Source organism: Aminobacter sp. P4_D5, from assembly GCF_056401815.1.
Genome location: NZ_JBFUIP010000057.1, coordinates 19405 through 33612, shown reverse-complemented (window position 1 = coordinate 33612; position 14208 = coordinate 19405). Strand labels below are relative to the sequence as shown.

At 63.5% G+C, this 14208-nt stretch carries 13 protein-coding genes; 2 read left to right on the top strand and 11 right to left on the bottom strand.

Annotated elements, in window-relative coordinates; translation table 11 throughout:
• On the top strand, positions 1-1695 hold a 1695-nt coding region (locus AC1DWF_RS14625; protein ID WP_476841793.1), incomplete at its 5' end, for an autotransporter family protein.
• A 286-nt stretch (positions 1696-1981) separates the two neighbouring features.
• Here AC1DWF_RS14625 and AC1DWF_RS14620 read toward each other — a convergent pair.
• The 10 genes from AC1DWF_RS14620 to AC1DWF_RS14575 form a co-directional block, all read right to left on the bottom strand.
• Complete coding sequence (locus AC1DWF_RS14620) at positions 1982-2962, bottom strand: branched-chain amino acid ABC transporter permease (RefSeq protein WP_476841792.1); 981 nt, start codon at positions 2960-2962, stop codon at positions 1982-1984.
• A gap of 1 nt (position 2963) precedes the next feature.
• Positions 2964-3851 carry a branched-chain amino acid ABC transporter permease gene (locus tag AC1DWF_RS14615; RefSeq protein WP_476783686.1) on the bottom strand — a complete coding sequence of 296 codons (888 nt, stop codon included), beginning with the start codon at positions 3849-3851 and terminating at the stop codon, positions 2964-2966.
• 6 nt (positions 3852-3857) lie between these two features.
• Positions 3858-4574, bottom strand: coding sequence for an ABC transporter ATP-binding protein (locus tag AC1DWF_RS14610; protein ID WP_476783683.1), 717 nt, complete (start codon positions 4572-4574; stop codon positions 3858-3860).
• Entirely contained in the window at positions 4567-5325 is a 759-nt protein-coding gene (locus AC1DWF_RS14605; RefSeq protein WP_476783682.1) for an ABC transporter ATP-binding protein, read from the bottom strand. The genes AC1DWF_RS14610 and AC1DWF_RS14605 overlap by 8 nt, the downstream gene beginning before the upstream one ends.
• 65 nt (positions 5326-5390) lie before the next feature.
• Positions 5391-6587: an ABC transporter substrate-binding protein gene (locus AC1DWF_RS14600; protein WP_476783681.1), complete on the bottom strand. Its 1197-nt coding sequence runs from the start codon at positions 6585-6587 to the stop codon at positions 5391-5393.
• Between the two features lie 95 nt (positions 6588-6682).
• Positions 6683-7465, bottom strand: coding sequence for an SDR family oxidoreductase (locus tag AC1DWF_RS14595; protein WP_476788676.1), 783 nt, complete (start codon positions 7463-7465; stop codon positions 6683-6685).
• Positions 7466-7480: 15 nt separating this feature from the next.
• Positions 7481-8257: an enoyl-CoA hydratase-related protein gene (locus AC1DWF_RS14590; protein ID WP_476783679.1), complete on the bottom strand. Its 777-nt coding sequence runs from the start codon at positions 8255-8257 to the stop codon at positions 7481-7483.
• A complete protein-coding gene (gene pcaF / locus AC1DWF_RS14585) occupies positions 8254-9456 on the bottom strand; it encodes a 3-oxoadipyl-CoA thiolase (protein ID WP_476783685.1) in 1203 nt (400 codons plus the stop codon). The genes AC1DWF_RS14590 and pcaF overlap by 4 nt, the downstream gene beginning before the upstream one ends.
• A 9-nt stretch (positions 9457-9465) precedes the next feature.
• Positions 9466-10275, bottom strand: coding sequence for an enoyl-CoA hydratase/isomerase family protein (locus tag AC1DWF_RS14580; protein ID WP_476788675.1), 810 nt, complete (start codon positions 10273-10275; stop codon positions 9466-9468).
• Entirely contained in the window at positions 10272-11804 is a 1533-nt protein-coding gene (locus AC1DWF_RS14575; protein ID WP_476788674.1) for a class I adenylate-forming enzyme family protein, read from the bottom strand. The genes AC1DWF_RS14580 and AC1DWF_RS14575 overlap by 4 nt, the downstream gene beginning before the upstream one ends.
• Here AC1DWF_RS14575 and AC1DWF_RS14570 point away from each other — a divergent pair.
• Positions 11797-12699: an IclR family transcriptional regulator gene (locus AC1DWF_RS14570; RefSeq protein WP_476804473.1), complete on the top strand. Its 903-nt coding sequence runs from the start codon at positions 11797-11799 to the stop codon at positions 12697-12699. The genes AC1DWF_RS14575 and AC1DWF_RS14570 overlap by 8 nt on opposite strands.
• Here the strand turns inward: AC1DWF_RS14570 and AC1DWF_RS14565 are convergent, their stop codons facing one another.
• Positions 12700-14193, bottom strand: coding sequence for a 3-hydroxyacyl-CoA dehydrogenase (locus AC1DWF_RS14565; protein WP_476788672.1), 1494 nt, complete (start codon positions 14191-14193; stop codon positions 12700-12702). It lies immediately after the preceding gene.
• Positions 14194-14208 lie beyond the last annotated feature (15 nt).

Sequence of the window (14208 nt, the reverse complement as noted above, 5' to 3'; positions counted from 1 at the left end):
CCGGTGGCACTGACCAATGCCGGTGGCATCATCGGCACGGTCGACTTCGGCGTGGGCGCCAATACGATGACCAACAACGCAGCCTGGAACACGGCGGGCGGCGAAAACCACTTCGGTGGCGGCACGCTGACCAACAGCGTCAATGGCGCAATCATCGGCGGCGCCAATGGCGCCGTGCCAGTGTCGACCCTGTTTGACAACATGGCCAGTTTCGTCAATCGCGGCGCGCTCACCATGGCCAATAGCGTGGTTGGCGATGTCGTCAGCCAGACCGGCGGCAATGCGCGGTTCGAAGCGGGATCGGTCCTGGCGATCGACGTCAATGCCCTGGGACAGGCCGACAAATTCATCACCACCGGAAGCGCGACGCTGGTTGGCGGCATGGTGGCTATCCCCGACGTGGGCGGCGTCTATCTGCCGGGCCGCCAGTGGACGATCCTCACTGCGACCGGCGGCGTCAGCGGCACCTTTGCCGCGCTGTCCGAAGGTCTGCCCTATGTGGACGTGTCGCTCGGCTATGACGCCAGCAACGTCTATCTCAGCGCCGTCCGCAACGGCGTCGCCTTCTGCCTCGACGGCTTCGGCGGCAACGAATGCGCAAGCGCGGCTGGTGTCGAAGACGTCGGTCAGGGCAACACGCTCTACGACCTTGTCGTTTCGCAGGCGAGTGCCGCGGCCGCGGTCTATGCCTTCAACCAGCTTTCGGGTGAAATCCACGCCTCGGCCAAGGGCATGCTGCTCCAAGACAGCCGCTTTGTCCGCGATGCGGCGACCGACCGCATCCGTGCTGCGTTCGACGGCATTGGTGCCGCGCCCGCGCCAGTTCTGGCCTATGGCGAGGGTGGGGCCGAACTCGTCGCGGCGGATACCGATCGCTTTGCGGTCTGGGGCAATGCTTTTGGCTCGTGGGGCGACACAGACAGCGACGGCAATGCCGCCGCCTTCGACCGCTCCATCGGCGGGCTTTTGCTGGGTGCCGATGTCCTGGTCTCCGATGCCTGGCGCGTCGGCTTGATGACCGGCTTCAGCCACTCGTCCTTTGATGTCGATGACCGCGCTTCTTCCGGCAATGCCACCAGCTACTATCTCGGCGCCTATGGCGGCAGCCAATGGGGGGCTGTGTCGCTGCGCACCGGGGCGGCCTATAGCTGGAACAGCGTCGAGACCCGTCGCGCTGTCAACTTCCCCGGCCTGTCCGAGGTGCTGTCGGCCGACTATGATGGCGCCACGGCACAGATCTTCGGCGAGGCCGGCTACCGCATCGACACGGCGGCAGCGGCCTTCGAGCCCTTCGCCAACCTCGCTTATGTCAATGTCCGCACCGACGCGTTCAGCGAGACCGGCGGATCGGCAGCACTCTCGCAGACCAGCTCGAACACCGATGCGACCTTCACCACGCTCGGTATCCGCGCCTCGGGCGATTTCGCGCTCGGCACCATCGACGCAACCGCCCGCGGCATGATCGGCTGGCGTCACGCCTTTGGCAATGTGACGCCGCTGTCCACCCTGGCCTTTGCCGGCAGCAATGCCTTCACCATCGCCGGCGTGCCAATCGCAAGGGATGCCGCGGTCCTCGAAGCCGGCCTCGATTTCGACGTCACGCCTATGGCCAAGCTTGGTATTTCCTATACTGGGCAGTTCGGCTCGGGCGTTTCCGACAACGGCGCCAAGCTCGATCTCAGCGTCAGGTTCTGAGTAGGCAGGTAGGTATGCCGCTGTCTCAGCAAGTGCGTCGTCCACATTGAAGGCTCGTCCCGCGAAGCTCCATCATGCGGCGATCTCTTTCGACCGCGAAGACAACCATGCGCCCGGCAGCGTCGTCTCAACAAACTTCACGCTTGACGTCCCAACTTCGATTAGACAACCGCATCACAAGCAGGCTGTCGGCTTGTGGTCGAACTGGCCTCAAAGCGGACATTGGTCCACTATTGTTGCGGGTCCTGCATGCAGTCATGTTGACGACGAACCCGCTCCAAGAGCTCTAGAGCTTGCGCCCCAGAAGCTGCCCCAGCGCACCGAGAATGCCCTTTCGGAAGGCCAGGATGCAGAGCATGAACACGAGCCCCTGCACGATGGTCACCCAGGCGCCGAAGCCGGCCAGCTCATTCTGCATCCAGACGACCAGGCCTGCGCCAACGATTGGACCGAAGAACGTGCCCATGCCGCCTATCAGCGCCATAAGTACAACCTCACCAGACATGCCCCAGTAGACGTCGGTGAGGCTCGCAAGTTGGAACGCAACAGCCTTCATCGCGCCGGCTAGACCTGCAAAGCCCGCTCCAAGGACGAAGGCCAGCCACTTGTAGCCGTTCACCCGATACCCCAGCGAGACAGCCCGGGCCTCGTTGTCGCGAATGGCGCGCAGGGTCTGGCCAAACGGAGAATAGGTGATCCGGTAGAGCGCGAGCACGGCGAGGATGAAGACGGCTGCCACGAGCGCGTACAAGGCCCTGTCGTCGCGCAACGAGAACACGCCAAAGAGATCCCCGCGTGGAACCTGCTGGATGCCGTCCTCGCCGCCGGTGAATGGAGCCTGCAGGCTGAAGAAGTAGACCATCTGCGCGAAGGCGAGCGTGACCATGGCGAAATAGATGCCCCTCCTCCGCACGGCGAGCGCGCCGATCACCGCCCCCAGCCCCAGCGCCACCAGGACGCCGAAGAGAATGGCGAGTTCGGGCGTGAACCCCCAGATTTTCGCCGCGTGGGCTGCCGCGTAGGAGGAAAGACCGAAATAGGCGGCATGGCCAAAGGACAGCAGCCCGAGATTGCCCAGCATGAGGTTCAGCGACAATGCGAAGAGCGCGAAGCACAGCACCTTGACCACGAAGAGCGGGTAGAMGGCCAAGGGAGCGATGACGACGATCGCCACGAGCAGCAGCATGAGAAGCCGATGCGTACGCGACATGCCGAGCGGTGCGGCGGCGTGCATTAGGGGCGTTGCGATGGCTTGCGTGGCCGACATGTCAATCCTGCTTTCCGAAGAGGCCCGCCGGACGGACCAGCAGCACGATGGCCATAATGACGAAGATCACCGTAGACGAAGCCTGTGGCCAGAAAACCTTGGTCAGACCTTCGACAAATCCGAGCATGAAGCCTGTCAGGATCGCGCCCGAAATCGAGCCCATGCCGCCGATCACCACTACGGCGAAGACGACAATGATGAGATCGCTGCCCATCATCGGGTTGACCGAGAAGATCGGCGCCGCCAGCACGCCAGCGAAGCCGGCCAACGCTACACCGAAGCCATAGGTCAGCGTGATGAGCAGCGGCACGTTGATGCCGAAGGCCTCGGTCAGCTGCGGCTTTTCGGTCGCCGCGCGCAGCCATGAGCCGACGCGCGTCTTCTCGATTGCGATCCATGTAGCCAGGCACACGATGACCGAGGCGACGATCACGAAGGCGCGCGACGCGGGCAGATACATAAAGCCGAGATTATAGCCGCCCTGGAGCCCCGGCGGCAAGGAATAGGCAAGGCCGGTCGCGCCGTAAAGGTTGCGAAATACACCGACCATGACGAGCCCCATGCCGAATGTCAGGATCATCCCGTAGAGATGGTCGAGATCGTAGATCCAGCGCAGGATGAAACGCTCTATGACGCAGCCGACAAGCCCGATGCCCAGCGGCACAAGGACAAGCGCCGTCCAGTAGTTGATCCCGAAGTAGTCGAGCAGCAGGAGCGCACCGAAGGCGCCAAGCATGTAGAATGCGCCGTGGGCGAAGTTCACGATGTTCAGCAGCCCGAAGATAATCGCCAGCCCGAGGCTGAGGATCGCGTAGAAGGCGCCGTTGATCAAACCCAGCATGATCTGGGTGGAGAACAATTGCAGCGGTATCCCGAAAATGAGCATGATTCCTCCTCAGACCCCGAGATAGCTGTTCAGCTTTTCGGCATGCGCGGCGATGTCGGTATTCGACATCATGTCGACGATAGTGCCGTGATCCATCACGTAGTGCCGGTCGGCCACCGTGGCCGCGAAGTGGAAATTCTGCTCGACCAAAATGACGGTGTAACCGCCTTCCTTGAGTTTGCGGATCATCGCGCCGATCTGCTGGACGATGACAGGAGCAAGGCCCTCGGTCGGCTCGTCGAGCAGCAGGAGACGCGCGCCCGTGCGCAGAATGCGCCCGATAGCAAGCATCTGTTGCTCGCCACCCGAAAGACGCGTGCCCTGGCTGCGCCGCCTTTCGGCAAGGTTCGGGAAAAGCTGGTAGATCTCGGCGACGGACATGCCCCCTGGAGCCACCACCGGGGGCAGCATCAGGTTTTCCTCCACCGTGAGGCTGGAGTAGATGCCGCGATCCTCGGGGCAGAAAGCGATGCCTGCACGCGCGATCTGACGCGACTGCGCGCCGCAGAGTTCCAGACCGCGGAACTTGATCGAACCGCGCTTGCGTTTGAGTATGCCCATGATGGCCTTGAGCGTGGTGCTTTTCCCTGCGCCGTTGCGGCCGAGCAGGGTCACGACCTCGCCTTGGTGCACGTCGAAATCCACTCCGTGCAGGACATGGCTCTCCCCGTACCAAGCTTCGAGACTACGAACCTGCAACATGGAGATGGCGGATGTCTCAGGCATGGGGCACACCAATATAGGCCTCGATGACGCGCGGATCGCGCGAGACATCGGAATAGACGCCTTCGGCGAGGACCTTGCCGCGCGCGAGGACAGTGATGCGGTCGGAGAGGTCGGCCACGACCGAGAGATTGTGTTCCACCATCACCACGGTGCGCCCGACAGCGACCTTGCGGATGAGGGCGGAGATGCGAGCGACGTCTTCCTGCGTCATCCCGGCCATGGGCTCGTCCAGCAGCAATACGCGCGGCTCCAGCGCCAGCGTGGTGGCGATTTCCAGTGCCCGCTTGCGGCCATAAGGCAGGTCGTCGGCGACATGCCCGGCATAGTCAGCCATGCCGACGGAGGAGAGCAGTTCCATCGCCTCATCATGGAGACATCCGAGCGCCCGGTCGGAACGCCAGAAATCCCATGAATCCCCATGCCGCCGCCGCTGCAGGGCAGTCCGGACATTCTCAAGCGAAGTCATCGAGCCGAAGACAGCAGAGATCTGGAACGAACGGACGATGCCCAAACGGCTGACATTGGCGGGGCTGAGGCCGGTGATGTCTCGCCCCTCGAAGCGGATGTTTCCTTCAGTGGGGGTCAGCACCTTTGTCAACAGGTTGAAGCAGGTGGATTTTCCCGCACCGTTCGGGCCGATGAGCGCATGAATCGTGCCGCGAGCGATGTCGAGGTTCACGCCGTCGACCGCGCGGAAGCCCTTGAATTCCATCACCAGGCCCGACGCACTCAGAACCATATCATCAGCCATTCAACGCCCCTTGCATTGGCGGGACCCCAGACCGGGTCCCGCGCACCATCTCGTCTTGCTTTGGCTTATTTCGCGACCAGCGGGCAGGCGCTTTCCGATAGGGGGCGGAACGCCTCGTCACCGGCCACGGTGCTGAGGATCTTGTAGTAGTCCCAGGGCCCGGTCGATTCTGCAGGTGACTTCACCTGTGCGAGATACATGTCGTGGACCATGCGGCCATCGTCGCGGATCACGCCGTTCTGAGCGAAGAAGTCGTTGACCGGGGTGGCCTTCATCTGGGCGATCACGGGGCCCGCACTATCGTCGCCGATCTTGGCGATAGCGTTGAGATAATGGGTGACAGCGGAGTAGACGCCCGCCTGCGACATGGTGGGCATGGCACCGTGACGCTCAAAGAAGCGCTTGGACCACGCGCGGCTTTCATCGGTCCGGTCCCAATAGAAGCCGGTCGTGAGGAAGAGCCCCTGCGCGGCTTCGAGACCGATAGAATGCACATCGGTCAGGAAGATCGCCAGACCGGCGATGCGCGCTTGCTGGGTCAGACCAAATTCCTGCGCCTGCTTCAGCGAATTGATCGTGTCCGTGCCGCCATTGGCCAACGCAATGACATTGGCGTTCGCAGCCGGAGCCTGAAGCAAATAGGACGAGAAATCGGCCGTGTTGAGCGGCGCGACCACGTTGCCAACCACCTCGGCGCCCGACGCCTTGACCACCGCCGAGACGTCTTTCTGCATGGTGTGGCCGAAGGCGTAGTCGGCGGTCAGAAAGAACCAGCGATTGCCGCCCTGTTCCACCATCGCCTTGCCGGTGGAAACGGCGACGGAGTAGGTGTCCCAAGTCCAGTGGATGCCGTTCGGCGAGCAGAATTCGTTGGTGAGGCTGGCGGTGCCTGCGCCCGAGGCGATCAGCACGCGGTTCTTTTCGCGGGCGAGGCCCTGAACGGCCAGAACCACTGACGAATTTGGCACATCGACGATGAGGTCTACGCCCTCGACATCGTACCATTGCCGGGCGATCTGCGTGCCGACATCAGCCTTATTTTGGTGGTCGGCACTGAGAAGTTCGACCGGTACACCGAGCTTGTCACCGAAGTCTTCGATCGCCATTTTCGCGGCAACGACCGAGCCCTGACCGGCGAGCGAGGAGAAGACCCCGCTCTGGTCCGTCAGCACGCCGATCTTGACGCCGCCGCCGGACATATCCGCATGCGCAGTGCCGGCCCAGGCCGCCGCGAGCGCGACGGACAACATAAGTCTTTTCATGAAATTTCCTCCCATTTCAGTGCCGCCACTCTAGGGTGCTGGCAGCACTTAGTCACAGCCGCATTGCAGACTTTCGTTCCGCAGTGCGGAATACATTAGAGCAGCGAACGGACCAGGCCGCCGTCGACAGCGATGTTCTGTCCGGTGATGTAGTTGGCGTGGCGCGAGCACAGGAATGCGCAGATCGGGCCGAAATCGTCGGCCTCGCCAAGCCGCTTGGCCGGCACGGAACTGGCCATCGAAGTGACGACCTCCGCCTCGCTGATGCCGTCGCGAGCGGCGCGGGCACGGATCACCCGGTCGAGCGCGCCGGTGGCCATCAGCCCGGGCAGGACGTTGTTCACCGTCACGCCCCGGTCCACCACCTCGCGCGCCAGCGTCGCCATTGCGCCGGTGAGACCCGCGCGAATGGAGTTAGCGAGCGCCATGTTAGGGTAGGGCTCCTTCACCGCAAAGGAGGTGATGTTGACGATGCGGCCGAAGCCGTCCGCCAGCATGCCAGGCAGGACCCGCTGGGCGGCGCTGACGGCCGACAGCATGTTGACCTCGAGCGCACGGCGCCAGACGTCAATATCGTGGTCGGTGAAGAGGCCGGGCGGAGGACCGCCGGCATTGGTCACCAGGATCGAGATGCGCCCCGCCTGAGCTTCGGCAGCGGCTATCACCTCATCGACCATGCCGGGTTGCGAGACATCGCCCTGCAGGAAGATCGCGCCGTTGCCGAGGGCCTTGGCGGCGGCCTGGCCTGTGTCTGCGTCGCGCCCGTTGATCACGACGCGGACGCCAGCCTGCGCCAGATGCTCGGCGCAAGAGCGGGCAAGCCCCTTGCTTCCGCCAAGGATAAGGGCCGTCTTGCCCGAAATGCCAAGGTCCATCATGTACCTCCTGGGGGGTCAGCAACCGGTATAAGAGGGTTTGCGCTTTTCCAGGAAAGCGGCCATGCCCTCGTTCTTGTCGGCGGTTGAAAACAGAATCTGCAGCGCCTTGCGCTCCATCGTCAGCGCAGCACCGAGAGAGGCATCCTGCCCGTGCAAGATGACCTCCTTGACCTGCTTGACCGCGATGGGCGGCAAGGCTGCGATACTCCGGGCCAGCCCGAGCGCGTGGGTAAAGACCTGGTCGTCTTCGACGAGATCACTGACCAGACCCATGGCGTAGGCTTCTTGGGCCGCGATGGTCTCGCCGGTCAGGCACAGCTTCATGGCCTTGAACTTGCCGACCGCGCGGGTCAGCCGCTGGGTACCGCCCGCTCCGGGCATGATGCCGACCTTGACCTCGGGCTGGCCAAACTTGGCGGAGCGACCCGCGACGATAATGTCGGCATGCATGGCGAGTTCCATGCCGCCGCCAAGAGCATAGCCGTTGACCGCGGCGATCAACGGCTGCGGGCAGTTGGCGATCGCCCCCCAAAGCCGCTCGTTGTGGCGTAGATACATATCTACGGTGCCAATCTGCGCCATGTCCGCTATGTCGGCCCCGGCGGCGAAGGCACGGTCATCGCCCGTCAGGACGATGGCGCGCAGATCGACGTCGGAGGTGAAGCCCTCGAAAATCTCGGCCAGGCGGCGACGCAGCGGCATGCTAAGAGCGTTGAGGACGTCGGGCCGGTTGAGCCGGACGATGGCGAGGTTGTCCTGCCGTTCGACAAGGACTAGGTCCTGTTCGGTCATGCTGCCTCCAGCGTCAAAGCAATGCCCTGACCGACGCCGATGCACATAGTGCAGAGTGCACGGCCCTTGCCAGCACGGGCGACGGCCAGTGCGGCGGTGAGCGCGAGGCGCGTGCCGGACATACCCAAGGGGTGGCCGAGCGCGATGGCGCCACCGTTGGGGTTCACCTGCTCGGCGTCGTCAGGCAGGCCAAATTCGCGGAGGCAGGCGAGGGCCTGGGCTGCAAAGGCCTCGTTCAGTTCGATGCGATCGAAATCGGCGATGGACAAACCAAGCCGCGCCATGAGCTTGCGGCTGGCCGGAACCGGCCCGATGCCCATGATCGCGGGCTCCACGCCGGCGGTGGCCATGCCGGTGACGCGGGCAAGCGGGGTAAGGCCAAAACGCTTCACCGCGTCGGCCGAGGCGACCAGGATCGCCGCCGCGCCATCGTTGACGCCGCTGGCATTGCCTGCGGTGACCGAACCGCCCTGACGAAACGGGGTGGGCAGTGCTGCGAGCTTGTCAAGACTGGTCGCCCGGGGGTGCTCGTCCTGCGCGACGACGAGAGGATCGCCCTTGCGCTGAGGGATGGCGACGGGGATGATTTCGCCGTCGAAGGCGCCGGCAGCCTGAGCGGCCACTGTGCGAAGCTGGCTGCGCAGCGCGAAGGCGTCCTGGTCCTCCCGGCTGATCTTGAAGCGCTCCGCCACGTTCTCGGCGGTCTCCGGCATGGAATCGATGCCGTACTGCCGCTTGATGACAGCATTGACGAAACGCCAGCCGATCGTGGTGTCGTGGATTTCCGCCGTGCGCGAGAAGGCCGAGGCAGCCTTGGGCATGACGAATGGCGCGCGAGTCATGCTTTCCACGCCGGAGGCGATGATGACATCGGCGTCGCCCGAGATGATCGAGCGGGCGGCGAGGCCGACCGCGTCGAGACCGGAACCGCAGAGCCGATTGATCGTGGTTCCGGGCACCGTCTGAGGCAGCCCGCCGAGAAGCACGCCCATGCGGGCGACGTCGCGATTATCCTCGCCAGCCTGATTGGCGCAGCCGGTAAAGACGTCGTCTATCTGCGTGGCATCGAGGCCGGGCGCGCGCTTGAGCAGTTCGGCCAGGACGAGGCCCAGCATATCGTCAGGCCGCACCGTGGCCAGAGCGCCACCGAAGCGGCCAATGGGTGTGCGCACACCGGCGCAGATGAAGGCTTCCGTCATCATGCTCACTCAGAGAGGACAAGTGTCGGAGAAGTTCGGGCGACGCTTCTCCTTCAGCGATTGCAGGCCCTCGCGCGCATCCGGGCCGGTGAAGCCCATGAATTCCAACGCCAGTGAGGTGTCGAAGGTCGGCCCGGCCATGCGCAGCCAGTTGTTGAGCGCATACTTGGTCCAGCGGATCGCCGTGGGCGAACCATTGGCAAGCTTGCGCGCGACCTCGAGCGCCTTATCGTGCAGCTCATGGTCCTCGGTGCAAAGCGAGATGAGGCCGATGCGCTCGGCCTCCTCGCCCGAAATGGCCTCGCATAGCAAAAGGTAGTACTTCGCCTTAGCCAACCCGCAAAGCAGCGGCCAGACGATGGCGGCATGATCGCCTGCGGCGACGCCCAGACGGGTGTGGCCGTCAATGATGCGGGCCGTCTTCGTGGCGATGGAGATGTCGGCCAGCAGGCCCGCCACCAGACCGGCACCGACCGCCGGGCCCTGCATGGCCGAGACGATGGGCTTGGAGCAGTTGATGATGTTGTAGACGAGGTCGCGGGCCTCTTTCCACACGCGGGTGAGCGTGTGGAAGTTCTCGGTCATGTCCTTGACCAGATCGAGATCGCCGCCCGAGGAGAAGGCTTCGCCCGCACCACGGATGATGACCGCGCGCACATCTTCGGCGGCGTCGATGTCGCGCCAGACACGAACGAGTTCCCCATGCATGATGGCGTCGGCCGAGTTCAGACGGCCGGGGTTCTCCATCGTGATCCGCAGGATACCCGCGTCCGGCCAGTCGAACTTGAGGCGGCGATAGCTGGCGGTGTCGATGCTCATATTCTTTTCTCCCGGTCTGCCCAGTAGGGTTCGCGCAACAGGTTCTTTTGGATTTTTCCGATGGGGGTCTTAGGGAAGCTCTCGACGAACTTCACGAGACGGGGACGCTTGAAGCGCGACAGCTTGGCCTCGCAATGAGCCGCGAGTACGGCTTCGGCCAGAACTGCGCCTGCCTTGAGCTGGACATAGGCGGCCGGCACCTCGCCCCATTTGTCGTCCGGTATGCCGAAGACCGCGCACTCGGCGACGGCGTCGAGCTGGTAGATCGCGTCCTCAATCTCCTTGGGATACACGTTCTCGCCCCCGGAGATGATCATGTCCTTCGAGCGGTCGACGAGGGTGATGAAGCCCTGCTCGTCGGCCACGGCGAGATCGCCTGTCCAACCCCAGCCGTGCCTGAAAAACTTCGAGGTCTGCTCGGGCTCATTGTAATATTCGAGCATGACGTTGTCGCCGCGCGAGACGAGCTCGCCGACCTCGCCCGGCTTAACCGGGTTGCCGTCGGGGTCGACCAAGGCGAGATCGACATTGTAGGCCTGCTTGCCGATCGAACCGAGCCGCTCGGGCAGGTTCCAGTGGCCCAGCACGGTGATGACGCCGACCTCGGACTGACCGTAGATCTGAGTGAGTTCCAGCGCGGGGAGCTTCTCAATCAGGGCGCGCTGCACCCAGTCGGGCATCGGCGCCCCGGCAAAGGCTAGCTTTTCCCATCGGACGAAGTTGTCGGCATCGAATGCAGGGTCGGAGATCAGCATTGAGGACTGGGTCGGCACCATAAAACAGGCGGTCATGCCTGTACGCTGCGCCATGCGGGAAAACTCTTGCACGTCCCACTTGCTCAGGAATGTGCAGGTCGCGCCGGCCAGGATCGCTGGCTGGAACATGATGTTGAGCGCCGCCACATGGAACAGCGGAGTGACGATGCCCACGACATCGCGTTCATCGATGTTCTCATGCACCATGACCGTGTGGGCGGTGATGACGCGATTGAGGTGGCTGGCGAGGACGCCCTTCGGCCGGCCGGTGGTGCCGCCCGTATACGTCATGCAGAAGGGATCGTCTTCCGTCATGGCGACGGCCGGGGAGGTTTCGGGGGCCGAGGCCAGCACCGCATCGAATCCTTGCGCACCGGAGCGGCGCTCGCCCAGAACGATGAGCTCGCGGATGCGCGGCAGGGACTTGCAGGCCTCTTCAACCTTGGCAGCGAAGATATCCTCGTAGACGAGGATCTCCACATCGGCCTTGTCGAGCACGTAGATCAGGTCCTCCGCTGTATAGAGCACCGAGACATTGACAATAACGCCGCCCGAGCGCGCTGCGCCGAAGAAGACAATGCCGTACTCGAGCCGGTTCCGGCTGATTATGGCGACCTTGCCGCCCTGGCCCAGGCCCATGTCGACCAGAGCGTTGGCAAAGCGATTTGCAGCCAGGTCGAGCGCGCGGTAACTTATCGCCCTCTCCTGCCAGATGATCGCGTCCTTTTCTGGAAACCGTTCTGCCGAGCGGCGCAGCATATCTCCGGTGAGCATCTCTCTTCCTCCCCTTCCGGCATTCCCGGTGGCGGCCCGGACGCCGGTCCGTGTCGTTGCCGGACACTGGATTTTTAGAGCGCGGTATGCAATGCCAATACGCAAAATTGCATTCCGCTGTGCGGAAGAAAGGGAGAGACCGATGAGCTACGAAGACAGGCAGTTTGTCGAGGCGTTTGCGCGCGGGATGCAATTGTTCGAAGTGCTGTCGAAGCAGAAGAAGTCGATGTCAAACAGCGATCTTGCGCGAGCAACCGGCATGCCACCATCAACCATCAGCCGCCTTTGCTATACCGCTATGAAGATGGGGTATCTGCGCCATAGCGGTGGCGGCCGCGCCTATGAGTTGACGCCGAAGACACTGAATCTCGGCTACTCGGTGCTTTCGGGCATGGCGCTCATTGACCGGGCAACGCCACTTCTGAAGGTGCTGGCCGAAAGGACCGGGCAAACGGCTGGCCTGTGCGTGCTCGACAAACTCCACGTGACCTTTGTGCAGGTGGTTGTTGGGGATGACCTCCTGGCTGTCCGCTTTGCCGTAGGCGGGCGGATGCCGGTCGCAACCTCAGCTGCGGGGATCGCAATGCTGAGCATCCTGCCAGAGAAGGAACGCCGGATCCTTGCCACAAGGATCAGGTCGGAGCTCAACCGCCACGACGGCAACGTCACCGCCTTTAACGCGCTCCTGCAGCAAAGCATCAACGACAGCGGCCTCGCCTTTGCCCGCGACATCTGGCGTCGCGGGGTCGGGGCCGTGGCGATGGGCATATCTTCCGACAACGAGTTGGCAGCGATCACGATTCCCTTCGCGACCGGCAGCGTGTCGGAGGCCAACATGCGCAGCGTGCTCGCCCCGATCCTGAAAGAGACCGTACGCGACCTGATGGCGGTCTAGCTAGATCGCCCAGCTGTCGAGGCCGAGTCCTGCACGGCGGCGCAACCATGGGCTCGGCCGGTAGCGGTCATCACCGCTGAGCGCCTGCATCTGGCGCAGGATCGCCAGCAGGCGTGGCGCACCGAGCTTTTCCGCCCATTCCAGCGGTCCGAGTGGGTAGTTGAGGCCTAGCCGCATGGCCTTGTCGATGTCGCGCGGTACGGCAAGGCCCATCTGCGCCATCTCGCAGCCGAGATTGGCGATCATGGCGACGATCCGTTGGGCGACGAAGCCTGTAGAATCGGCGATCGATGTGACAGTGCGTCCGCTGGCGATGATCGCGGCGGCGACCGAATCGCGCAGAGCCGCTTCACCGTTCGGGGCGATCATTAGCGTTACGCGACAGGTGGTGTCGAAGGCGAGATCCACCGCAACGACGCGGAGCGGATCGAGGCCAAGGCGCAAGGCATGGGCCGTCACGTCTTCCCCCAGCGGGAAAGCAAGTAGCGGAGCGCGTCCATCGTCCCGCGCCAGGACTTCCACCCCTATGACCGCCGCGAATGCGACGAGTTCAGGGAGGTCCTCTGCGAGGACGACCTGCGCTGCAGGGGCCACGTCGGTACGTGTATCGGGCGACAGGATCGCAGCCCCTTCGGCATAAGAATAGAATCCCCGTCCGGTCTTACGGCCGAGTTGCCCGGTCTCCAGCATGTAGCGGTGAAGCGGCGTCGAGCGCAGGCGCGGATCGGCGAAATGGCTTTGATGCAGGAACTGGCTGACGGTAAAGTTCACGTCCATGCCGGTGAGGTCCATCAGTTCGAACGGCCCCATGCGGAAGCCGCAACAGTCGCGCATAATGGCGTCGATCTGCGCTGGCGTGGCGACGTTCTCCTGAAGGATCGCCAAGGCCTCGGTCGCAAACGCGCGACCGCCAAGGTTGACGAGAAAGCCGGGCGTGTCGCGGACGGTCACCGGCTCCTTGCCGATATGCCGCGAGAAAACGTCGAGACTATCCATCGTCGCCACGGCCGTGGCAGGGCCGGGAATGATTTCGACCAGCTTCATCAGCGGAACGGGGTTGAAGAAATGCAGGCCCGCGAAGCGCTCTGGATGGCGCAAGGCCGAGCCGACGACGCCGATGGGCAGCGAAGACGTATTGGTTGCGAGCAGGGCGTCAGGCGCGACGATGTCCTCGAGTTGCGCGAAGAGATCGCGCTTGGCGCCGAGGTCCTCGACGATCGCCTCGACCACCAGGTCGCAGACAGCGAGATCGGAGAGGTTTTCGGCGGCAGTGAGAGCGCCCGCTAGCCGGTCGAGTTGCTCCTGATCGAGCTTGCCGGCGGCGTGTCGCTTGCGCGCCCGGCCAATGATCACGCCGATGGCAGAGGTGGCGGCATCCGGCCTTGCGTCAACCAGTGTCACGGGAATCCCACAGGCGGCGGCGACCTCAGCAATGCCTGCGCCCATTGCGCCCGCGCCCACGACTCCGAGCCTCGAGGGAAGTTTCTTCTGCATGACCGGTCCTCCGTT

Coding starts and splice junctions, on each gene's coding strand:
- AC1DWF_RS14610 (WP_476783683.1), bottom strand. CDS start 4,574: ATGCCTGAGACATCCGCCATCTCCATGTTGCAGGTTCGTAGTCTCGAA.
- AC1DWF_RS14605 (WP_476783682.1), bottom strand. CDS start 5,325: ATGGCTGATGATATGGTTCTGAGTGCGTCGGGCCTGGTGATGGAATTC.
- AC1DWF_RS14600 (WP_476783681.1), bottom strand. CDS start 6,587: ATGAAAAGACTTATGTTGTCCGTCGCGCTCGCGGCGGCCTGGGCCGGC.
- AC1DWF_RS14595 (WP_476788676.1), bottom strand. CDS start 7,465: ATGATGGACCTTGGCATTTCGGGCAAGACGGCCCTTATCCTTGGCGGA.
- AC1DWF_RS14590 (WP_476783679.1), bottom strand. CDS start 8,257: ATGACCGAACAGGACCTAGTCCTTGTCGAACGGCAGGACAACCTCGCC.
- pcaF (WP_476783685.1), bottom strand. CDS start 9,456: ATGACGGAAGCCTTCATCTGCGCCGGTGTGCGCACACCCATTGGCCGC.
- AC1DWF_RS14580 (WP_476788675.1), bottom strand. CDS start 10,275: ATGAGCATCGACACCGCCAGCTATCGCCGCCTCAAGTTCGACTGGCCG.
- AC1DWF_RS14575 (WP_476788674.1), bottom strand. CDS start 11,804: ATGCTCACCGGAGATATGCTGCGCCGCTCGGCAGAACGGTTTCCAGAA.
- AC1DWF_RS14565 (WP_476788672.1), bottom strand. CDS start 14,193: ATGCAGAAGAAACTTCCCTCGAGGCTCGGAGTCGTGGGCGCGGGCGCA.